General features: G+C 38.1%; 21 protein-coding genes. 9 read left to right on the top strand and 12 right to left on the bottom strand.

Annotated elements, in window-relative coordinates; translation table 11 throughout:
- Nucleotides 1–822 (top strand): hypothetical protein, encoded by an 822-nt coding sequence (locus tag WAA15_RS03035; RefSeq protein WP_337040943.1) that lies wholly within the window; start codon nt 1–3, stop codon nt 820–822.
- On the opposite strand, the gene WAA15_RS03040 is transcribed toward WAA15_RS03035, so the two are convergent.
- The 8 genes from WAA15_RS03040 to gcvH all read right to left on the bottom strand — a co-directional run bounded on the left by WAA15_RS03040 (nt 819) and on the right by gcvH (nt 7,336).
- Nucleotides 819–1,496 carry a 2-C-methyl-D-erythritol 4-phosphate cytidylyltransferase gene (locus tag WAA15_RS03040; protein WP_337040944.1) on the bottom strand — a complete coding sequence of 226 codons (678 nt, stop codon included), beginning with the start codon at nt 1,494–1,496 and terminating at the stop codon, nt 819–821. The two genes, WAA15_RS03035 and WAA15_RS03040, sit on opposite strands and share 4 nt — an antisense overlap.
- A gap of 99 nt (nt 1,497–1,595) precedes the next feature.
- Complete coding sequence (queA, locus tag WAA15_RS03045; protein ID WP_337040946.1) at nt 1,596–2,648, bottom strand: tRNA preQ1(34) S-adenosylmethionine ribosyltransferase-isomerase QueA; 1,053 nt, start codon at nt 2,646–2,648, stop codon at nt 1,596–1,598.
- A 193-nt stretch (nt 2,649–2,841) separates the two neighbouring features.
- Nucleotides 2,842–3,630 carry a PhzF family phenazine biosynthesis protein gene (locus tag WAA15_RS03050; protein WP_337040947.1) on the bottom strand — a complete coding sequence of 263 codons (789 nt, stop codon included), beginning with the start codon at nt 3,628–3,630 and terminating at the stop codon, nt 2,842–2,844.
- 31 nt (nt 3,631–3,661) lie between these two features.
- Entirely contained in the window at nt 3,662–4,384 is a 723-nt protein-coding gene (gldF, locus tag WAA15_RS03055; protein ID WP_337040948.1) for a gliding motility-associated ABC transporter permease subunit GldF, read from the bottom strand.
- Between the two features lie 3 nt (nt 4,385–4,387).
- A complete protein-coding gene (locus WAA15_RS03060; protein WP_337040949.1) occupies nt 4,388–4,903 on the bottom strand; it encodes a DUF4199 domain-containing protein in 516 nt (171 codons plus the stop codon).
- 48 nt (nt 4,904–4,951) lie between these two features.
- Nucleotides 4,952–5,482: a DUF4199 domain-containing protein gene (locus tag WAA15_RS03065; RefSeq protein ID WP_337040950.1), complete on the bottom strand. Its 531-nt coding sequence runs from the start codon at nt 5,480–5,482 to the stop codon at nt 4,952–4,954.
- A 111-nt stretch (nt 5,483–5,593) separates the two neighbouring features.
- On the bottom strand, nt 5,594–6,874 hold the full coding sequence (locus tag WAA15_RS03070) for a dihydroorotase (protein ID WP_337040951.1): 1,281 nt from the start codon (nt 6,872–6,874) through the stop codon (nt 5,594–5,596).
- Nucleotides 6,875–6,958: 84 nt separating this feature from the next.
- Nucleotides 6,959–7,336, bottom strand: a complete 378-nt coding sequence (gene gcvH / locus WAA15_RS03075) for a glycine cleavage system protein GcvH (RefSeq protein ID WP_337040952.1) — start codon at nt 7,334–7,336, stop codon at nt 6,959–6,961.
- A gap of 163 nt (nt 7,337–7,499) precedes the next feature.
- Here gcvH and meaB point away from each other — a divergent pair, with 163 nt between their 5' ends.
- The 4 genes from meaB (at nt 7,500) to WAA15_RS03095 (ending at nt 12,857) form a co-directional block, all read left to right on the top strand.
- The gene (meaB, locus tag WAA15_RS03080) at nt 7,500–8,489 is read left to right on the top strand and encodes a methylmalonyl Co-A mutase-associated GTPase MeaB (RefSeq protein ID WP_337040953.1); all 990 of its coding nucleotides are present in this window, start codon (nt 7,500–7,502) and stop codon (nt 8,487–8,489) included.
- Between the two features lie 97 nt (nt 8,490–8,586).
- Nucleotides 8,587–10,932, top strand: a complete 2,346-nt coding sequence (locus tag WAA15_RS03085; protein ID WP_337040955.1) for an efflux RND transporter permease subunit — start codon at nt 8,587–8,589, stop codon at nt 10,930–10,932.
- Nucleotides 10,933–10,950: 18 nt separating this feature from the next.
- Nucleotides 10,951–11,367, top strand: coding sequence for an rRNA maturation RNase YbeY (gene ybeY, locus WAA15_RS03090; protein WP_337040956.1), 417 nt, complete (start codon nt 10,951–10,953; stop codon nt 11,365–11,367).
- 182 nt (nt 11,368–11,549) lie between these two features.
- The gene (locus tag WAA15_RS03095; RefSeq protein ID WP_337040957.1) at nt 11,550–12,857 is read left to right on the top strand and encodes a C1 family peptidase; all 1,308 of its coding nucleotides are present in this window, start codon (nt 11,550–11,552) and stop codon (nt 12,855–12,857) included.
- Nucleotides 12,858–12,912: 55 nt separating this feature from the next.
- Here the strand turns inward: WAA15_RS03095 and WAA15_RS03100 are convergent, their stop codons facing one another.
- Nucleotides 12,913–13,869 (bottom strand): NAD(P)-dependent oxidoreductase, encoded by a 957-nt coding sequence (locus WAA15_RS03100; protein ID WP_337040958.1) that lies wholly within the window; start codon nt 13,867–13,869, stop codon nt 12,913–12,915.
- Nucleotides 13,870–14,033: 164 nt separating this feature from the next.
- Here WAA15_RS03100 and pdxA point away from each other — a divergent pair, with 164 nt between their 5' ends.
- On the top strand, nt 14,034–15,110 hold the full coding sequence (gene pdxA, locus WAA15_RS03105) for a 4-hydroxythreonine-4-phosphate dehydrogenase PdxA (protein WP_337040959.1): 1,077 nt from the start codon (nt 14,034–14,036) through the stop codon (nt 15,108–15,110).
- A 60-nt stretch (nt 15,111–15,170) separates the two neighbouring features.
- Here pdxA and WAA15_RS03110 read toward each other — a convergent pair whose 3' ends face one another.
- Nucleotides 15,171–16,007: a tyrosine-type recombinase/integrase gene (locus WAA15_RS03110; protein WP_337040961.1), complete on the bottom strand. Its 837-nt coding sequence runs from the start codon at nt 16,005–16,007 to the stop codon at nt 15,171–15,173.
- A gap of 243 nt (nt 16,008–16,250) precedes the next feature.
- Here WAA15_RS03110 and WAA15_RS03115 point away from each other — a divergent pair, with 243 nt between their 5' ends.
- Both WAA15_RS03115 and WAA15_RS03120 read left to right on the top strand, forming a co-directional pair.
- The gene (locus WAA15_RS03115) at nt 16,251–17,648 is read left to right on the top strand and encodes a sodium:solute symporter family protein (protein ID WP_337040963.1); all 1,398 of its coding nucleotides are present in this window, start codon (nt 16,251–16,253) and stop codon (nt 17,646–17,648) included.
- Nucleotides 17,620–18,045 (top strand): DUF1801 domain-containing protein, encoded by a 426-nt coding sequence (locus WAA15_RS03120; protein WP_337040964.1) that lies wholly within the window; start codon nt 17,620–17,622, stop codon nt 18,043–18,045. The genes WAA15_RS03115 and WAA15_RS03120 overlap by 29 nt, the downstream gene beginning before the upstream one ends.
- Here the strand turns inward: WAA15_RS03120 and WAA15_RS03125 are convergent.
- Both WAA15_RS03125 and WAA15_RS03130 read right to left on the bottom strand, forming a co-directional pair.
- Nucleotides 18,040–19,269, bottom strand: a complete 1,230-nt coding sequence (locus WAA15_RS03125; RefSeq protein WP_337040965.1) for an NAD(P)/FAD-dependent oxidoreductase — start codon at nt 19,267–19,269, stop codon at nt 18,040–18,042. The genes WAA15_RS03120 and WAA15_RS03125 overlap by 6 nt on opposite strands.
- A 168-nt stretch (nt 19,270–19,437) precedes the next feature.
- On the bottom strand, nt 19,438–19,938 hold the full coding sequence (locus tag WAA15_RS03130) for a hypothetical protein (RefSeq protein WP_337040967.1): 501 nt from the start codon (nt 19,936–19,938) through the stop codon (nt 19,438–19,440).
- Between the two features lie 74 nt (nt 19,939–20,012).
- Between WAA15_RS03130 and WAA15_RS03135 the strand changes: the two genes are divergently transcribed.
- On the top strand, nt 20,013–22,124 hold the full coding sequence (locus tag WAA15_RS03135) for a Tex family protein (RefSeq protein ID WP_337040968.1): 2,112 nt from the start codon (nt 20,013–20,015) through the stop codon (nt 22,122–22,124).
- Nucleotides 22,125–22,143 lie beyond the last annotated feature (19 nt).

The following is a 22,143-nucleotide window of genomic DNA, read 5'->3' on the forward strand; positions in this document are numbered from 1 at the left end:
ATGAATAAAAACTACCTGCCTGTAAAACGGATTCCCCTTTTTTTATTGCTTATTACAATATTTAATTCTTGCCAGAAGACAGAGAGTTTTCAACCTTGCCGATTAGAAAAATGGGTTCAGGAAAACCCATTAAATAAATCATTTCATTATGATAATATTTCTTTGAAAGATGGCAGAATTGAAAAAATGTTTAGCTACGACATCGATATTAATAAAGATACCCTCAATAAAGTAATTGTTTTTTTTGAATACAACCAAAAAGGAAAGGTTAAAGCCGTTAGAGATGAAAGTAACCCATTCAGAGTTAAACGGTTTGAGGGCGTTTATGACAATAAAGACAAACTGACTGGTATTATACAAAAAACCGATAATAATATTGAAGATGAAATTGTGATTGACTATGATGCCCAAAATCGGCTGGTTGGTGTAACAAGCAGGTATTTACTCGGAATTAACCGAAACATTGATTATGACGCTAACGGAAACCCTTATAGTATTTTCAGGGGTGATGTTACCAGCACGCCTAGCATTTCGGAATATACTTTTGACGATAAACGAAATTTCTTTTCAGGAATACCAGAAATTCAGTTTTATTGGATTTTTCGGCCTCAAAGTAGCTTTGTTCCTTTCGGCGACAACAACATTGTCAGTACGAAGTTATATCTTTTTGATGGAAAAGAATTTACAGAAGCTACCAACCAGCGTTCAAAACGAGAAATAAGTTATAATGAAAAAGGGTATCCAGAAACCATAAAAATCATTCGTGAAAACCTCTCAAGCACGGTTACCAACATTTCTTCTTTTGGTTATTTATGCAATTAGGCTTTTAACAGAGCTTCGGCAATTAGCAAGTCTTCGGGTGTAGTGATTTTGATATTTTTATAAGAACCCTCTATAAGATTGATTTCGAATCCTGCAAACTCAACTACACTGGCACAATCAGTGAAAAATGCTTGTTCTTCCACCTCAAAAGCTATTTTCATGATTTCAGTCCTGAATGTTTGCGGCGTTTGTATCAGCCTGAACTTAGTTCTGTCAACTGCTTTATTATGGTTTTCTGCAATTACCTCTCGTACCGAGTCTTTTAACAGCACACTCGTTACCGCACTGCCTGACTCATTGGCCGTATGGAACGACTGCTCAATAATTGAAACATCAATTAATGGCCTTACTCCATCATGCACTGCAACCAATGCGTTATCTTTAACATGTTTAAGACCATTTCTGACCGATTGAAAGCGGGTCTTCCCTCCTACCTCGATTCTGATAGACGGGTTTTTATCAAACAAGGTCTGCGCTGTTGTCTGATGCCAGTAGGCTATATCTTTTTCGGGTAAAACGAGTATAATCTGAATGCCGTTAATCTGCAAAAACTGTTCAATTGTATGAAACAAAATAGGTTTACCGGCTAAAGCCAGAAATTGTTTTGGAATTTCGCTTCCCATGCGGCTACCGCTTCCGCCTGCTACAATTACGGCATATTTCTGTTTCTCCATAAAATATTTTACTGCTAAATAGGCTGATTGTATAAACAAAACCGAGAAATGCGCTAAAGTGTACATTTCTCGGTTTCATAATAAAGCTTATATTATTTATTAGAGAATAAGCATTACATCGCCATAAGTAAAGAATTTGTATTTCTCTTTAATAGCTTCGTTGTAGGCATTCATAATTAACTCATAACCACCAAATGCACATGACATCATAATCAGAATTGACTCAGGCAAGTGGAAATTGGTCAGAAGTGCATTAGTAATTTTGAAATCATAAGGAGGAAAAATAAATTTATCAGTCCATCCGTTTTCAATAGGTTTCAAATGATTACTTGCCGAAACCGATGATTCAAGCGCTTTAAGTACTGTTGTACCTATGGCACAGATTTTCCCTTCTTTATCAATCGATTGGTTTACTATGTTGCAAGTACTTTCAGGGATAAAGAAATTTTCTGAATCAGTTTTGTGCTTTGTAAGGTCTTCTACATCAACCTGACGAAAAGTACCAATTCCGATATGCAAAGTTACAGGACAAAACGAAACACCGTTAATTTCCATACGGCGTTGTACATTTCTTGTAAAGTGCATACCAGCCGTTGGGGCTGCAACCGCTCCTTCTTTATCAGCAAAGATAGTCTGGTATCTTTCGCGGTCTTGGTCTGTTACTTTTCGTTTAATTATGTCAATCGGAAGTGGGGTTTCGCCTAGTTCATGAATAGCTTTCATCATTTCTTCATGAGAGCCATCGAATAAAAAGCGAATAGTACGCCCGCGTGACGTGGTGTTGTCAATTACCTCAGCAACCAAATCACTATCACCAAAATAAAGTTTGTTACCAACCCTGATTTTTCTGGCTGGGTCAACCAGAACATCCCAAAGGCGCATTTCACGGTTAAGTTCGCGCAGTAAGAAAACTTCAATTTTAGCACCTGTTTTTTCTTTTGACCCATATAAACGGGCCGGAAAAACCTTTGTGTCATTGACTACCAGCGTATCGTTTTCGCCGAAATAATCAACTATATCCTTGAACATCTTATGCTCAATTTTTTTGGTTTTTCTGTGTACAACCATCATACGCGCTCCATCACGTTGTTCTGGAGGATACATGGCTATTAAACTATGAGGTAAATCGAACTTAAATTCTGAAAGTTTCATTTTGTAGACTCCCCTATTTCGTTTGTGACGAAAGATTTTTGTTTTTTTCTTCATGTTCGGGGATGTTTTTTTCCTGCATGAAGAAATATAGGTTAAAGAAATATTGCTTTACCTTAAATTTTTTAGGTCGCAAAGGTAATAAATCAACATAGGGGGTGTCAAGTCTTTTAAGAGAAATGTTTGAAAATGAGGCTCAAACTGTAATTTTCCCTTTCATGTATAGCTTGGCATTACCGGCCATCAATACTCTGTTGCCATCAAGCTTGCATGAAAGTTGCCCTTTACGTTGCGAAATCTGTTCAGCTTCAAATGTATCTTTACCCAGCTTTTCAGCCCAGAAAGGCACTAGCTTTGTAAAAGCAGAGCCAGTTACGGGGTCTTCGTCGATGCCTGAACCCGGGGCGAAAAAGCGGCACACAAAATCAAGTTTTTTAGATTTTGCCAGCGAAGTAACAATTACTCCACGCGCTTTTACTTTTCTTAATAAACTGAAATTCGGGCTGATATTTTCAATCTCAGTCTGAGAACCGTAAACTAAGAGGTAATCGTCAGAAGCGCGATAAATTTCTTTGGGTTCTACTCCAATTCCGTCAATCAAGCCATCAGGCGGACTAGCCTTAGTAACCTGTTGAAGAGGGAAATCGAGTTCTAAGAGTTTTGCGGTTTTACGCACTTTTAAAACACCACTTTTTGAATCGAGCAACAAAGTGTCTGACGGATATTTCAATACGTTAAAAACAACATAAGCCGTTGCCAGCGTTGCATGGCCACACAAAGCTACTTCGACCGTAGGCGTAAACCACCTGATATGAAACCCATTAGGAGTTGGCACAAAAAAGGCAGTCTCTGAAAGATTATTTTCTAATGCAATTTTTTGCATAAGTTCGTCGGGTATCCACTGTTTTAATGGCACCACAGCGGCAGGATTTCCACCAAAGAGCTTACTTGTAAAAGCATCGACTTGATAAATAGGAAGCTGCATATTTATAATTTTATGGGTATTAAGAGTAAAATTAACTTTTTCTGGCTGATACCTGCAAGCGGGATAAGTAAAGCATTAAGCCTATTACGCTCACAAAATAAATAATTGTGCGTGAGTCGATTAACCCTCTGCTGATAGAATCATAATGAAAATTTAGCCCCAGATAAGCAATAAAGTATTGCGTAGAACCAGAAAACAACTGTGCTAATTGGTGAATACCATCATATAACAGAAAACAAGCCAAAGCCCCTATTATAAATGCGACAACCTGATTATCAGTCAGGGAAGATGCCCAAAGACCAATGGCTACAAAAACACCACCCAGAAAGAACAACCCTATGTAAGAACCTATAACGGCTGGTGTATCAATATTACCTTTCTGGCTTCCTAGTTCGTATACCGAATAGTAATACAAAAAAGTAGGTAACAATGCAATAATTACCAATAGAAAGGCTGCCAGAAACTTACCCAGTATAATCTGCCAGTCGGTTAAAGGTTTAGTAAAAAGCAGCTCGATTGTTCCGGTTTTAAATTCTTCCGAAAACAGGCGCATAGTAATGGCCGGAATCAGAAAAATAAAAATGTAGGGTGTCAGTTCAAAAAAACTATTTAAATCTGCATAGCCGTAGTCGAGTACGTTGCCTTCAAAAACCCAAGTGAATAGCCCAGTTAGTGCCAGAAATACGCCAATAACTATATAAGCAACCAGCGAGTTGAGAAAACTATTAAGTTCTTTTTTAAAAATTGTAATCATTGATTAAAACATCATTTCGGATCTACTATTCTTCTGAATAACCGATACTATTAACGACCAAATGAATCCAAAAAATATATAAATAAACCAAGTAATCATGAGCATCATTCCGGGTGTCATGAATGAACTATAACTTTGCAAAAACTCTTCCACACGCTCGGGCGATAAACCCTGTGCTTCCAGACGTTCCCGCTGCATTTCCAACATTTGCCCCGAAATGGTAGTATCAATTAATGTTACATATATATAACCAAAAACTGCTGCTATTAATCCTGCAACTGCTGCCATTAATGCTCCTGTACCGAGGCCATCTCCGAAGTTCAGATAGCCTTCGTTCAGTAATTTATATTCTCGTACAGCTAATATAACCCCAGGTAATAATATAATAAAACTAATAAAAGTTAAAAGCGGATTTTTCCAAAGCCCTGTCATGTGCAGCACTATGGAATAAATAATAATAATAATAGCAAAAATGACTCCCCATTTAAGCGCAATTCTAGCTGTTGATGGTTGTTCCATAATATTAATATAGGCTTACAGATACTAAAGAGGTAAAGATATTTTTATTTATTGAATTGTGTAAGTGTGTCGTCTGAAAATCAGAGAAATAATACTTACGGCTACAATACATATCTGTTTTTTTGCAAGTTCATCTAAAAAAACATAGCCTGCCGTGGGTATTTGCTTAGCTTGGTTCAAGAGTGTGTTGTAATCCTGCAAGCCGAAATTTTTGATATGGCTATCTTTAATTTTTTCAATGGCAGTAATATTTTCTTTTACCCAAAGCATTATTGCCTCATCGCCAGCTATTTTTATAAAGATGTAATAAGCCGTAGCTGTTATAAAAGCAGCAAACAGATTTGTAAGAAAACCTACTGAGAAGCCCTCGGCAAACGACAATACACCTCTGTTAGTTGCTCGGTAGGTCCAGATGGCAATCAATATAAATAAAACATTAATACCAAATGCCGGAAGTTTATATCTTCCGAACGGACTTTTATGTATCCCATAAAACTGAATCAATGCTACCAGAATACAAATTAGGGCAGCAAGGCTTCCGTAAATGAGTGAATGTCGGATAATTCGTTTACGTAACATAGCGTATTAATTAAATATACACTTACAGAATATTAATTTCATTACCAAATAAAACCTGATACCCTGAAACTGTACTTTTTTTAACAGAAAACCTGCAAAACCAGTTTTTACTCAGGCAATGAGGGTATTATTAATTACATTAATGACTTTACCTTTCAAGGTACGGCCAATAAATGGTGTATTTTTTGATTTAGAACGAATATCTTTTTCAGAGAAAGTCCATTCTTTAGATGGGTCAAAAATAGTCAGATTAGCCGCAACTCCTTCTTTTATCGATTGCTCCGAAAGCCTCAACAGTTTAGCCGGTGTCTGAGTAAGTTTTGTTATTAATGTTTCTATTGGTAAATCACTGAAAGTATTGGCCACTGCAAAAGCAGTTTCCAAACCTATAATTCCAAAATCGGCCATATCAAATTCCAGATTTTTAGACTCTTCGTCTTGCGGGTTATGGTCTGAAACAATCGTATCAATCGTGCCGTCGGCTAGCCCTTCTTTCAACGCATCAATATCATTTTTCGTTCTGAAAGGCGGATTTACCTTAAGATTTGTATCAAATTCTCGTAAGTCAGCATCTGTAAATGCAAGCTGGTGTGCCGCTATATCGCAGCTTACGGGTAGCCCTTTTTGCTTGGCCTCTCTTATTAATTCAACGGCTCGACGGGTCGAAATTGTAGAAAAATGCAGAGCTGAATTTGTTTTTTTGTCGGGAATCTGGCTATAAGCATACTCTAGCAACTTCAAATCACGCATAATGCTTAACTCTTCGGCTGTTGCCGGAATCCCTTTCATACCAAGTAAAGTACTTTCAATGCCCTCGTGCATTTGTCCGAATAATGAAAGACTTGTTTCTTCGGGTCGATTCATCAGGAATCCATCAATCGGATACAAGTATTGCAAAGTTTTTAAAAGAATATCAGCATTCCATAGTGGGTGGTCTCCGTCTGTAAATGCAACGGCTCCGGCTTTATGGAGGTCTAGCATTTCAGTAAAATCTTTTCCTTCGCAATTTTTCGTTACAGCCGCAGCCGGAAGAATTTTTACGAGTTGAGTTTTAGAAAAATGCTGGTAATAAGCAATCGATTCTTTGGTTTGAACAGTAGGCTTTGTATTAGGCAAGGTTACAATCTGAGTAAAACCTCCGGCCATTGCTGCCCGACATAAAGAAGTAAGGTCTTCTTTTGATTCATAGCCCGGGTCTTTAGGTGATACCCGCATATCTATCCAACCTGACGACACGTGCAGATTCTCTCCTTGTATTATCTGTTGGGCTTCATCAGTGATAGTGTCGGCTATTTTGCTGATTTTCCCTTCGCTAATTAATATATCTTTAACCTGACCGTTCAGGTCAGACTGTTCATCTATTATTCGTACAGATTTAAGTAAAATTTTCATTTTCTATTAAAAATCAAAAAAAATGCCCTTGTCAGGGCATCTCTGTATAAAATATTTCTGATTCGGTCCTCATCTGAATTATTATTAAATAATTTTCTGATACGCTTCTGAATCTAACAAAGAATCTAAATCGCCCGCATTACTTACTTCTATCTTAACTAACCAACCTTCTCCGTAAGGGTCAGAATTTAACAATTCAGGGTTTTTTATAATAGCTTCATTTACCTCCAGTACAGTACCGGCTACTGGCAAAAACAAGTCTGAAACTGTTTTTACAGCTTCAACCGTTCCGAAAATATCATTTGCACCTAAAGTTTGCCCTACTGTTTCAATTTCAACAAAAACAATATCACCTAATTCGCCTTGTGCAAAATCGGTAATACCCACTATGGCAACATTGCCACTCTCTAATTTAATCCACTCATGTTCGTTGGTGTAGCGTAAATCCGAAGGAAAATTCATTTTTTGTGAAGGGGTTTATTATTTCGAGCGCAAGTTAGTAGATTTGTTGGAAACTTGAAAAAATACTCGTGAAAAAATAAAATACCAGCCCAAATGCTGCTTTATAAATGCAAAACAGTTTAACACCGTATTTTTGGGCTGATAAATATAAAAAAATAAACCCATGCAAAAACGCCTTTCTCTGAACGAGTACATGAACGGAATACTGGCCGGAAACCGGATTATACTCAGCAGGGCTATTACCCTCATAGAAAGTCAATTACCGCAAGACAAACCACTAGCACAGCAGTTGCTCGAACAGTTATTGCCTTATACTGGTAATTCTGTAAGAATTGGCATTACGGGCGTTCCTGGCGTTGGTAAAAGCACTTTTATTGAAGTTTTCGGAAAAACGATTACTTCACTCAATAAAAAAATTGCTGTGCTGGCTATTGACCCTACAAGCCAGTTAACCAAAGGCAGTATTATGGGCGATAAAACCCGTATGGAGGAGTTAGCTCATGACCCTCTGGCTTATATCAGACCTTCACCTGCCGGTAGTAGTTTAGGAGGAGTAGCCAATAAAACCCGCGAAACCATTTTACTGTGTGAAGCTGCCGGTTATGAGATAATAGTAGTTGAAACCGTTGGTGTGGGGCAATCTGAAACAGTGGTAAAAGGAATGGTTGACTTTTTTCTGTTACTGATGCTGGCAGGTGCAGGCGATGAATTACAAGGTATCAAAAGAGGCATTATTGAGATGGCTGATGCTATTGCCATCACCAAAACCGATGGTGAAAATGCACAAGCAGCCCAAAATGCCCGACTCGAATATTTACACGCGCTTCACCTATACCCTACGCCTGTTAATGGTTGGGTGGTTCCTGTTATGACTTGCTCGGCACTACAAAATCAGGGAATTCTTGAAATATGGCAAACAATTGCCCTTTATGCTGAAAAAACAAAAACCTCAGGCTTTTGGCAGCAAAACCGCCAACAGCAGAATCTGGGATGGATGTATGATTTTATACAGCAGACATTGGAAGAAGATTTTTTTTCTGACCCAATAGTAACAGAAAAAATTCCGCGCATACAGTCCGATATTCTGGCAGGTAAAATTCTACCTGTGCAAGGGGCAAAAGAACTACTTGGGAGTGTGAAGAGAACACATTAGTCGACAAATATCTTACATATATACATTTCTGTTAAGCATTTCGGCAAAAACAACTAATTTTGAGGTTTAATTAGTATTTCTGGCTAAACCCCCAAATATGTTCTGGTATAATATTTCTAAAATTATTCTGAAAAATAGAAGAATCTGGCTTGCTGTTTTAACCTTAATGACTGCCCTGATGGCCTACATGGCTTCTCAGATACAGATGTCTTATGAGTTGGTAAAGATTCTGCCTAAAACTGACACAAACTACAAATTATACGAAGATTTCAAAAAACGTTTCGGCGAAGATGGCAATGTAATGGTAATTGCCATTAAAACAGACAATATCTACAACCTACCCGTTTTTAATGAATGGTACGACCTGACGAAGCAAATAAAAGGCATTGAAGGGATAAAAAATGTTGTTTCTAATGCTAATCTTTTTGAAATAGTTAAAAACGATAGCCTGAAAAAATTTGATTTCCGCCCGATTGTAGCACAACGCCCTACTACGCAGGCCGAAGTTGATACTATCAGAAATACCATAGCCCGCCTTCCTTTTTACAGGGGTTTTGTGTATAGCACGGAGGGCAATGCCCATTTAATGGCTATTACTTTTGACCAAGCTAAACTAAACAGTAAAGGAAGAATTACCATAACGAAAGATATTGAAGCCAAAACGCGTGAGTTTGGCAAAAAGAACGGCATTGAGGTGCATTTTTCGGGTATGCCCTTTATACGCACCAACTTTATTTCAAAAGTAAGTGCCGAAATGGAGAAGTTTATGTTTTTGGCTTTTCTGATAACTATTGGCATTTTATACTTGTTTTTTCGCTCGGTACGTACAGCACTATTCACAGCTTTGCTTGTAATTATTTCGGTAGTCTGGTCGGTAGGTATCATTGTTATTCTAGGCTATAAAATTACCATTTTACTTGGCCTTATTCCACCTTTGATTATCGTCATTGGTATTCCGAACACAATTTTTCTGGTAAACAAGTATCAAGAGGAGTTTCTGAAGCATAACGACAAGATGCGAGCCTTATCAGTAGCAATTGAAAAAATAGGTAAAACAACTTTTCTGGCTAATGTAACTACCTCCATAGGTTTTTTTGTTTTTTACTTCACAGGAAGCCCATTACTGCTGGAATTTGGTCTGGTAGCGGCTATCTGTATCATGAGTACGTGGGCGGTATCGCTAATTTTAATTTCAATCCTGATAAGTTACACGCCTCCACCAAGTGCAAAAAACGTACGCCATCTTGAAAACAAATACATTAGTTCATTCTTACAGTATGTCAACAAGCTAGTACATACACGTCGCACAGCTTTGTATAGCTTTATCGCATTTTTACTGGTTATTTCAGTAGTTGGCATGGCACGCCTCAAAGCCATTGGTTTTATTGTTGATGATTTACCGCAGAACGACCCGATTTTTGCCGATTTGAAATTTATTGAAAAACATTTTCATGGCGTTGTGCCTTTTGAGGTAATGATTAACACCAAAAAAGAAAATGGTGTGCTAAATCCACAGATTCTGAACAAGATAAAAGTTATGCAACGCGAATTTGCAAAGTACGATGAATTTACGAATCCGATTTCAGTGGTAGAAGCCATTAAGTTTATTTATCAGGGGTACCGAGGTGGTGATGAAAAATATTATCAATTACCCGGAGCCCTTGAATTACAGAAACTGGCCGATTATGCCGGTAGTGTCAAAGGTAAAGAAAACCTGTTTGCCTCTTTTATTGATAGTACCAAGCAATATACCCGAATAAGTTTTCAGTGTGCTGACGCCGGCACTGTCAGAATAAAAGAACTGGTTGATGCCCTACAACCCAAAATAGATACTATCTTTAACTACGACCGTGAAAACAAACAATGGTTACCAAAAGAGCAACAAATTGAAGCCAAAGTTACGGGTGGTAGTGTGGTATCGATGCAGGGAAATAATTACTTGCTAAAAAATCTGGTTGAAAGTACAGCCCTTGCCATTGTGTTGGTTTGTATTGTAATGGCTACGCAATTTTTTAATGCCCGTATGATTCTGATTTCAACCTTACCAAGTATTATTCCGCTAATTATTACGGCTGGTTTTATGGGGTATCTGGGCATTCCGCTTAAACCTACTACTACGTTGGTATTCAGTATAGCCTTTGGTATTTCTTCCGACGGCACTATTTATTTTCTAACCAAATATAAGGACGAAATTCTGAACCGTAACAAAACTGTTTCCCAGGCCATTACTGAAACCATTATGTATACGGGTATCAGTATGTTCTACACAGGCATCATTCTGTTTTTTGGCTTCGGAATTTTTGTTGCGTCAAATTTTAAAGGTACGGTTTTTTTAGGTACGCTGGTATCTATTACCCTATTAATGGGCATGGTTTCGAACCTTGTGCTGCTTCCGGCTTTTTTAATGACACTCGACAAAAGAAAACCACTCGTTAAAAGTTAATTGTATTTAAGAAAGACCATGATAAATTTTCATAATGAAGATGTAGCCTTCAAACTTCAACAAAAACAGAAAATAAAAAACTGGCTTAAGCAAGTTATTGAGCAAGAAGGCTACGTTTTATCTGAACTCAATTATATTTTTTGTTCTGATGATTATCTGCTTCAAGTTAATATCGAATATCTTGACCATGATTACCTGACAGATATTATTACTTTTGATAACTCGGAGGAAGATAAACTCATTGAAGGAGATATTTTTATTAGTATAGACCGTGTAAAAGATAACGCCAAACAATTTGAAGTAAGTACCGACTACGAACTAAAACGTGTACTGGTTCATGGTGTGTTACATTTGTGTGGGTATCTTGACAAAACCGAGCAGGAAGAGCAATTAATGCGCTCAAAAGAGAACTTCTATTTACAATTATTTACATAATTCTATCGTTAGTTTCTGCAACTCAAACTAACTTGCCTAGTATTCATTTTCAGGTCTGAAATTCATGAATACTAGGCTTTATTTTTTTAATGCCGAAAGTCTTTTTAATTCGCGTCTAACAATTATTTTTGAGAGATTTTTAACACCTATTATTAGTTTATATCTAACCACTCCCAAACCAGATGGAAAACAGAATTGGCGGCTACCGTGCCGGACAGATTCCTGCTGATGTAAAGAAAAAACAAGCAGGTAACCTTGATAAATTACCTCCGAAAGTAGATTTAAGAGACCACCTAACAGAAGTTGAAATGCAAGTAGGCAATAGTTGTGTAGCCAATGCCTTTGCAGGAGCGTACGAGTACCTCGCGAAACGAACTTTAGGGTCGGCAAGCGATGTGAGCCGCTTGTATATTTATTATAATGCCCGTTGGCTTGATGACTCGCAGGATAAAGATTGTGGCTCTATTATGTATAATGCCATTGAGGGTCTAAAAGAATATGGTGCCTGTGCCGAAGATTTATGGCCTAACAACCACGAAAAAATTCTAGATGAGCCTGATGAGTCGGCATACACACATGGGTCGAATTTTAAAATAGTTGATGCAGAATACATTGAAGTTGATTTGGCCCTCTGGAAAAACACGCTCGCTGAAGGTTATCCGATTGCTTTTTGTTTAAATACATTCCAATCGTTCGATGATGCTTGTAAAAACAAAGGCAGGGTTCCTATGCCGCGCCAATCTGACAACGTACGTACTACTCATGGCTGGCATGCAATGCTTTGCGTTGGCTATTCAGACCCTGACCGTATGTTTATCGTGCGTAATTCGTGGGGGAAAGACTGGGGAGATAAAGGGTATTGCTATATTCCGTATGATTATATTATCCACAATGAATACAATGGAAACGATTCTTGGATAATTAAATCAGTAGAAAACCTTGATTTCAGCGAAGGTGTTTGGGATGAAAGTGAAGAGTCGAACTTTGCTGTTGATGGAATGGTATACGTTACAGATTTCTGGATTCATGTGGAAGATACAGAAAAATTTGCCACCAAACTTGAAAAACTTTGTTTGAAATATGTAAACAGCGAAGAAGACTTTTATTTCGACTATCAGGCAAAAGAAGAAGATGATGGCATTGAGTATACTTATATTACCAATTTTGAAATTCTGACTGAAAATCCTGATGAATTCGTTGAGGAGTTAGATAAATTATGCCTGAAAAATGCCATAGAAGAAAATTATAGCTTCACTTATGGTGGTGAGGAAGAAGGCGGTGATGAAGAAGAGGAAGAATACGAAGAAGAAGAGGAAGAGTACGAAGAAGAGGAGGAAGAGTACGAAGAAGAAGAGGAAGAGTACGAAGAAGAAGAGGAGGAAGAATACGAAGAAGAAGAGGAAGAGTACGAAGAAGAAGAGGAAGAATACGAAGAAGAGGAGGAAGAAGAAGAAGAGGAAGAATCTTCAAAAAAACGAAAGAAAAAGTAACAATGAAGTAAATAGAGTTAGACGAGCACAGGTTTATTTTTGTGCTCGTCTTTTTTTATGAAAACATCTGTTGAATTTTAGCCACTAATACCTCATTAATTCTTACATAAGATTCGTGCGTCCAGCCGGCAATATGTGGGGTAAGAACTACCTTTTCTGACTTTATCAATTGCTCAAATACATTTTTCTGAGATTCAGTCAGTTGATTCAGTTTCTCATTTTCCAACACATCCAGACAGGCTCCAAGTATTTTTCCCGACTGCAAACCCTGCCAGATTGCCTCTAGGCTGGCTATTTCGCCCCTTGAAGCATTGATAAAATAAATGTTTTTAGCAAACCTGCCCAGAAATTCCTGATTAACTAACTGAAAAGTTTCGTCAGTCAACGGAATATGCAAACTCAGGATGTCGGCATACGCATAAATTTCCTCCATACTTGCCTGTTGGGCATACGCATCAGAGAAATTATCTTTATATTTATCATAAGCCAACACTTTACAGCCAAAAGCAGCCAGACGTTTAGCTGTTTCCATTCCGTTGTTTCCATAGCCAATAAGCCCCACGGTTTTGCCCAGAAGCTCGTATCCACGATTTTCTTCTCTGAGCCATTTTCCGGCACGTACCTGAGTATCAGCAATCATAATATTATTCATCAGGCACAAAAGCATTCCTATGATATGTTCGGCTACGGCAACTCTGTTACCTTCATTTGCCGCAAAAATTTTGATATTTTTTTTATTTACTATCGTTTCATCGATTAAATCAAGCCCTGCCCCTGCCCGACCAATAAATTTCAGGCGTGTAGCCGGCAAAAGCAATTCTTCGTCAACTTTTGTTTTACTTCTGATAATAAGGCCCTCGTAATTGGCAATAATATCAATTATTTCCTGCCGCTTGATTTTGGGCTGATAATCGGGTTTCAACCCGACTGCCTCCAGCATAGCCAGAATACTCAGGTGCATTTCATCGACTATTAAAACAGAACTCTCTTCAGTATGGGTAATTGTATTCACAGGATTTTTTTTATCGTATGTTTGTCAGTAAATTGCAGCAAAATTACTCTTAGCAGTAAGAAAGTCAAAACATATTCAGTAAGAATAAACATCGGCTTATTGAACTGAAACGTGTTGTGGCTACAAAACATATCAGCATTGAAACTATATAATCAGATAGACAAGTGAGCGAACAACACAAACCTGTTATAGGCATAAGCATTGGTGACTTTAACGGCATCGGCCCTGAAGTGATTCTTAAAGCCGTAGGTGGTAACCGATTAAACAAACTGTGTACTCCGGTAATTTATGGTTCAGGGAAAATAATTAACCGCTATCGTCAGCAACTGGAGTTAAAAGACTGGCAGTTTTTCACGATTCAGAAAATTGAGCAAATTAACCATAAACAGGTAAATGTTATCAATTGCATGAACGACCAAGCGCTGGAAGTGCAACCCGGAAAAATTACGCCAGAAGCCGGAAAACTTGCTTTTGAGGCATTAAAACGCGCAGTTCAGGATTTAAAAGCTGGCAAAATTGATGCATTAGTTACGGCTCCTATCAACAAACATAATATTCAAAACGAAGAATTTACTTTTCCGGGGCATACCGAATATCTCGCAAAAGAGTTTGACGTTGAAGATGTATTGATGTTTATGGTAAGTGAAAAACTAAAGGTAGGCGTTGTTACTGGTCATTTACCACTTGAACAGGTAAAGAGTAAAATCACGAAAGAACTAATCATAAAGAAAATAGAGCAGATTAATACTTCTCTGAAACGTGATTTTAGTATTCAGAAACCTAAAATTGCAGTTTTAGGGCTGAATCCACACGCCGGAGAAAATGGGCTTCTCGGAAATGAAGAAAAAGACACTATTCAGCCAGCTTTAGTTGAAATAAAGAAAAAAGGCTTGCTGGTTTTTGGGCCTTTTCCGGCAGACGGCTTCTTCGGAACTGCCGCATGGAAACAATATGATGCAGTGCTTGCCATGTATCATGATCAGGGACTAATGCCTTTCAAGATGCTTGCCTTCGAAAATGGCGTTAACTTTACAGCGGCTTTGCCGAAAGTTCGCACCTCACCTGACCACGGAACAGCCTATGATATTGCCGGAAAAAATCAGGCAGATGAATCTTCGATGATTCATGCAATATATACAGCTATCGACGTGGTCAGAAATCGTGCCGAACTCAATGAATTAGAACTTCATTCATTGAAAAAGAAAAATATTGTACTGAAAGAAGCCAGCATGGAAGATTAAACGCTTCTGGCAACTACAACACGTAAATAAGTAGGCTATGGTGCAAAGCCCCCATAGCCTTTATGAAATCTGTAAATCTTCAAACGGACTTCTAATATTAGTGAGGTCTATTTGAGCCAACTGGTAGTAGATAGAGGTTGTCTGCAAATACTTATGACCTAAAATTTCTTTGAGCAAGTGAATATCCATTCCTCTTTCCAGACAATGCACTGCATAACTATGTCTCAAAGTGTGTACAGTAGCATTTTTGCTAATGGCAGCCTTTACTAATGCCTGTTGAAACACCAACTGAACACTTCTAGGGCTATAAGGCTTACCTTTTTCTCCGACAAACAATAATTCCTGTGGCTTATGCTTGTCAAAATAGGCTACCAGAATCGGAATCAGTTTTCTAGGGATTTTCAGCTTTCTTCCTTTCTCAGTCTTAGAAGGTGGAACCATAATTATTCGGGTATCGAGGTCTATATCCTCTACTTTCATTACCAGAATATCACTCAGTTTTAACCCAACAGAATAAATAGTAGCCATTAAAGCCTTGTGTTTGGGGTTATCAAGCACGCTAATAATACTTTGTACTTCATTCTCTGTTAGTATCTCAGGCAATGTGTCTTCTTTCATTTCGCCCGATGCCTTAATTCCTAGTTTACGTTTAAAAATTACTTCGTAAAAAAGTTTGATGGCTTTTCCGGCTTGCTTGGCGGCATCTGTTGACCCTCCCTTTTTTTCACTCAATTCACGCAGATAGTTTGAAACCAATTCGTCAGTAATTTTACTTTGTGGTAAATCACGAAAGTGATTATAAAAAACAAATATGGCATTCCTGTATGCGGCAATTGTTTGGGAATTATACCTTCCTTTTTTCAATATTTCTGTAAATCGCTCAATAAGATGGGTCACAGGTTCACAATTTTTAATTTATAATAGGGCCTAACGAATATTCGCTATTTGGGACTTAATTTAAAAAATAAAGTCACACATTTCATATAAAAAAACGAAAAAACTTACTGAATGGTTTTTTACCCTAAAATCTTCGCTTTAAACATATTTATTATAAAAAAATGGCATTCACAACTGTTGAAAAAAGAAAAATTACTATTTTCAAAACTTCTTAAATTATTTGCCCTCATACTTATTCAGATTATGCTTTTAACTTTTATTTCATTGTATCTTGTCGGGACTGTGCTGGTGGGTTGGTTTGCATCAAAATTTGTTAAAACATCGAGTGATTTTGCTATTGCCGGACGAAAAATGCCTACTTATGTAGTAGCTTCGGGGCTTTTTGCTACATGGTTTGGTTCTGAGACAGTAATGGGTGCTTCGTCTGAATTTGTTGAAAATGGCTTATTGGGCGTAATTGAAGACCCTTTTGGTGCATCTATGTGCCTGCTACTGATAGGTTTGTTTTTTGCACGGCCTTTGTACAAGCTGAATATACTTACCTTTAGCGATTATTTCCGCATTCGTTATAACAAAAACGTCGAATGGATTTCGGCTCTTTTTCTGATTCCCTCCTACTTTAGCTGGATTGCCGCACAACTAGTTGCACTGGCCATTGTGCTACAATCAATCGCTGGCCTTCCATTCGTTTATGGGGTATTAATTTGCGCCTCTGTGGTGGTTTTTTATACCTATGTAGGCGGTATGTGGTCGGTAGCTATTACGGACACCATCCAGACAGCCATTATTATTATTGGTATGCTTATTCTGATGCTTGAGCTAGTGGGCAAAATTGGTGGCTGGGGCGAGTTGATAAACAAAACTCCTTCAGGTTTTTTCAGATTTATACCTAAAGAGCAATCAGTTGTTAGCTGGGTTACTTATTTTGGTGCATGGATTACCATCGGCTGGGGGTCTATACCGCAACAGGATGTTTTTCAAAGGGTACTTTCGGCAAAATCAGAAAAAGTGGCAGTCCGTGGAGCTTTCTGGTCAGCCTTTATGTATCTTTCTATTGCCAGTATGCCTTTAGTAATTGCACTTTGTGGCACGTTGTTGTATCCTGATATTAAATCAGGCGATACCCAAATGACCATTCCTTTCTTGGTGCTTAATCATTCAAGTCTGGGTATGCAGATTCTGTTTTTCGGAGCTTTATTGTCGGCTATACTAAGTACTTGTAGCGGTGCAGTACTTGCTCCTGCTACTGTTGTGGGCGAAAACCTATTAAAACCCCTTTATGGCCATAAAATATCAGACAAAAGGTTGCTTCATATTATGCGTTTGTCGGTCATTGGCATTACATTGGTTAGTGTTGGGTTGTCACTCTACAAGGCCGAAATTTATGAACTTGTAGGCGAGTCATCAGCGCTAAGTTTAGTAGCTTTGTTTGTTCCTTTAGTAGCAGGACTCTACTGGAAAAGAGCTACGGGTTTAGGAGCAATTATATCAATGATAGCCGGAACAAGTGTGTGGCTTATTTTAAAATTTTATCCGACCGAAATCCCGGGTATGCTTTGGGGCTTGGTCGCAAGTTTTTCAGGTATGATAACAGGTTCATTCGTAACACGTCATGATAAAGAAAAATTACATATCGGTTGATGACTATGTCGCTCACCAGCCAGCACATCTGCAACAGGTAATAGAAAGGCTAAGGATTTTAATTCTGAACGCACATCCTAAAATACGAGAACGCTTTTTTATTGATATACCAATGTATATTGTCAGAAATGATGTTTGTTATCTGGGTAAAATACATCCCGTTAAAGGACTTGAAATTTGTTTTTTAAGAGGGTTTCAGTTATCGAATGAACAAGGCTTGCTTGAAGCCAAAGGCAGAAAGTTTGTGCATGGGATTACGCTGACCAGCATTACCGATTTACAAAGTAAAGAGAAGGCTTTTCTTGAAATTTTACAGGAAGCTCTGATTCTTGATGAAATAAATGAGAAATCTGTTTTTACAGATATGTTGCAGGCAGGGCGCAAAAAAAAATCATAAACTCAGGCTTTGGGCTGCTATCCAGCCGCCTGTCCATGCAGCCTGAAAGTTAAAGCCACCTGTTACGGCATCGATGTTAAGTACTTCGCCAGCCATGTATAAGTTAGGGTATTTTTTCAAACAGAATTTATTAAAATCAAGCTCAGTTAATTCAACTCCACCCGCTGTTACGAATTCATCTTTAAAAGTGCTTTTACCATTCACTTTGAACCGACACGCCGTTAACTGTTCAATAAGTCTGGCTATATGTTTTTTTCCGGTTTCGGCCCATTTCTGGTACTCGCCTATTTCTGCCGCCATACAAAGGTTTTTCCATAATCGAACCGATAACCCAAACTCGGCATTTGCCAATACATTTTTTTTAGGCTGATTTGCGATTTGCTGGTGCAAATGCTGCCTTATTTTTTCAATGTCTGTTTTCCCTAACCAGTTTACAATTACTTCAAATTCATAATTAAGTTCGTTTAAAGCCCTTGCCCCCCAAGCCGATAGTTTTAAAATAGCTGGCCCTGATAGCCCCCAATGTGTAACCAGCATTGGCCCGCTAGAATTGAAGGTCGACAACTGTTTACTTTTAGGGTCTTTTAATTGGCAAATTACATTGTCAACGCTAATACCCATTAAATCCTGAATGCGGGTATCTTTAATATTAAATGTAAACAAAGATGGAACCGGAGCTACCACACTAACACCCAGATGCTGAAGAAGTTTCCAGATAGCCACATCGCTTCCGGTTGCTATCATCAATTTTTTGGTAAAATATTGCCGGTGACCAATTGCGTTCAGTTGCCAGTGGTCACCATTATTTTCAATACTTTCAACACGGGTATTTGTCAGGATTTCAATATAGTTTTTCCGGCAAGCCTCCAGAAAACAATCAATGATACTTTGTGACGAATTACTTACCGGAAACATTCGCCCATCGGCCTCTTTCTTGATTTTCACCCCTCGGCTTTCAAACCATTCAATGGTATGCGTTGGGTTAAATCGCTCAAAAGGCTGGAGGAGTTCCTGATTACCGCGTGGATAATAGTTTATTAAAGCAGACGGCTCAAAACAGGCGTGTGTTACATTACAACGCCCCCCGCCCGAAACCTTAACTTTTTGTAAAACCTCTCTTCCTCTTTCTACAATTGCAATTTTCAGGTTTCTGTTTCTTTCGGCCACATTAATAGCTGCAAAAAAACCTGCTGCGCCACCGCCAATAATAATAAGGTCGTACATAAATACTTGCTGCAATGATTTATAAAAAAATCACCTTAGGTAATCTATTTATTACCTAAGGTGATACTAGTTTTGCAAAACAAGCGTATCAATAGCAGATTTCAAAATTCAGAAGTCAATTTACTGCTATTTCGCATTTATTACTTTCTTGCAACATCATTAAGCCGTTTATTTTGCATATTTTTCTTCAAAATATTGTTTCTTTTCGCGGAGCAATTTAAGTAATGGTGCAATTTCTTTTACATCATGCTCATACTCAAAAGTCACTTTGTGTCTTGAATCATTTTTTATTATCTCAACCCACTCTGCACCGCCGTCGGCACAATCAGGGCAACCAATCACTTCATCAAGTTTTTTGAATGTTTCAAAGTCTACATTCTTAGTTATAGAAGCAATATAGTCGGCCGATAGTTTCTCGGTATAAGTTTTTGGTTCACCGCCTGTTACGCCACGACCTTCGTTATAAAAGATTGTAAAAGCGGCTTCATCGTTCATTAAAGTCATTTCTTTCTTACATGGCCCAAGGCACATTCCGAAGCTAGTTCCATATTTTATCACAGTTCCTTTCAAGTCAGCATCAGCGGCTTTAAGTGCCTGAGTGTTTTCTTGTTCACAACTAAACAGACAAAATGTGGAAAGAATGATACCTACAAAAAGTTGCATTTTCATTTTATTAATAGATTTTTGTGTTTGAATTTTAATTTTATTCTTAGGATTCCTTTTAGATTAAAAAGGTTGGAAACATGACTACAAAACAAATACAAATTATTGTGCAGGCTGTTGGAGCTGCCGAGAAAAACATTACTAATACCATAACTTTACTACAAGAAGGTGCTACGGTACCATTTATTGCCCGATACCGGAAAGAAATGACAGGAAGTATGGATGAAGTTCAGATTGCGTCTGTCAAAGATTTATATAATAAATTTTTAGAAGCCGATAAACGCAGAGAAGCCATTATCAAGTCGATTGAAGAGCAAGGCAAAATGACTCCCGAGTTATTAAGCAAGTTGCAAAATGCTCTGTATCTCAACGAATTAGAAGATTTATACCTACCATACAAACAAAAGCGCAAAACTCGTGCTACTGTTGCTATTGAAAAGGGTCTGGAGCCATTAGCTAAAATTATTTTTGCACAGAAAGACCGTAACATTGAAGCAATTGCGGAAAAATACCTCAACGATAAAGTAGAAAGTGTAGAGGATGCGCTGCAAGGTGCCAGAGACATTATGGCTGAATGGATTAATGAAGATATTCAGGCACGAAATGCAATCAGAAAGATTTTTGAAAGAGAAGCCATTGTTACATCGAAAGTAAAAAAAGGTAAAAAAGAAGAAGGAGCAAAATATCAGGATTATTTTGAGTTTTCGGAACCACTTTCAAGAATACCTTCTCATAGATTACTGGCTATTCGTCGTGGAGAAGAAGAAGGTATTCTATCGGTAGATATATCTATTGAAGCAGAAAGAGGAACCGATGCGCTGGATAGAATTTATCTTCGCGGCTTACCAGAGGCTAAAGAACAAGTGGCCGATGCCATTACGGATTCGTACGGGCGGCTTTTAAAACCGAGTATTGAAACAGAGTTTTCAAATTTATCAAAACAAAAAGCGGATAGTGAAGCAATAAAGATCTTTGCGGCTAATCTGCGCCAGTTATTGCTAGCTTCACCATTGGGGCAAAAAAGGGTTCTAGCCATTGACCCGGGTTTCAGAACTGGTTGTAAAACCGTATGCTTAAATGAGCAAGGTGACCTGCTGTATGATACAGTAATTTATCCGCTTGATAAAAAGATGGAAGCTGAAGGGGTTATCAAGAAATTAATTTATGATTACAAAATTCAGGCCATAGCCATTGGCAATGGCACAGCTAGCCGCGAAACCGAAAGTTTTGTTAAGTCACTAAAGCTGGATAAGATACAGATACACGTGGTTTCAGAACAGGGTGCATCTATTTATTCTGCATCTGAAATAGCCAGAGAAGAGTTCCCGAAAAAGGATGTAACTGTTCGTGGAGCTATTTCTATCGGTCGTAGATTGATGGACCCTCTGGCCGAACTGGTAAAGATAGACCCAAAGTCGATTGGTGTAGGGCAGTATCAGCATGATGTAGAGCAAAAAATGCTAAAAGAAAGTCTTGACTCTGTTGTAGAAAGTTGTGTAAACCTTGTAGGTGTAGAATTAAATACTGCCAGTAAACATTTATTAAGCTATGTTTCGGGGCTTGGGCCTTCGCTGGCGCAGAATATTGTTGATTACCGTGCCAAAAATGGGGCATTCAGTTCAAGAGATGAACTAAAGAAAGTTCCACGTTTAGGAGCCAAAGCATTTGAACAAAGTGCAGGCTTCTTACGTATAAATGGCGCGAAAAATCCGTTAGATAACTCTGCCGTACACCCTGAAACGTACGGAATTGTGGAAAAAATGGCAAAAGACATAGGGCTAAAAGTTGCTGATTTAATTAATAACGCCCAGATTAAATCAAAAATCAACCTTAACAATTATGTTACTTCAACTGTTGGTCTACCAACCTTGAATGATATTCTTTCAGAGTTACAAAAGCCCGGAAGAGACCCACGCGAAGCATTAGAGGAATTTGAATTTGCGGCCGATGTACATACAATGGAAGATTTGAAAGAAGGTATGATTCTGCCCGGGATAGTAACTAATATAACGGCTTTTGGCTGTTTTGTTGACATTGGGGTTCATCAGGATGGTCTTGTGCATGTTTCACAAATGGCAAACAGATTTATTAAAGACCCAAATGAAGTAGTAAAAGTGCACCAGAAAGTACAAGTTAAAGTGGCAGAAGTAGATATTCCAAGAAAACGTATTGCACTGAGTATGAAGTTATAACGTTTTTTTGGTTCAGTTC

Origin of the sequence: Emticicia sp. 17c (assembly GCF_037153985.1) — a bacterium.
Taxonomy (GTDB): domain Bacteria; phylum Bacteroidota; class Bacteroidia; order Cytophagales; family Spirosomataceae; genus Emticicia.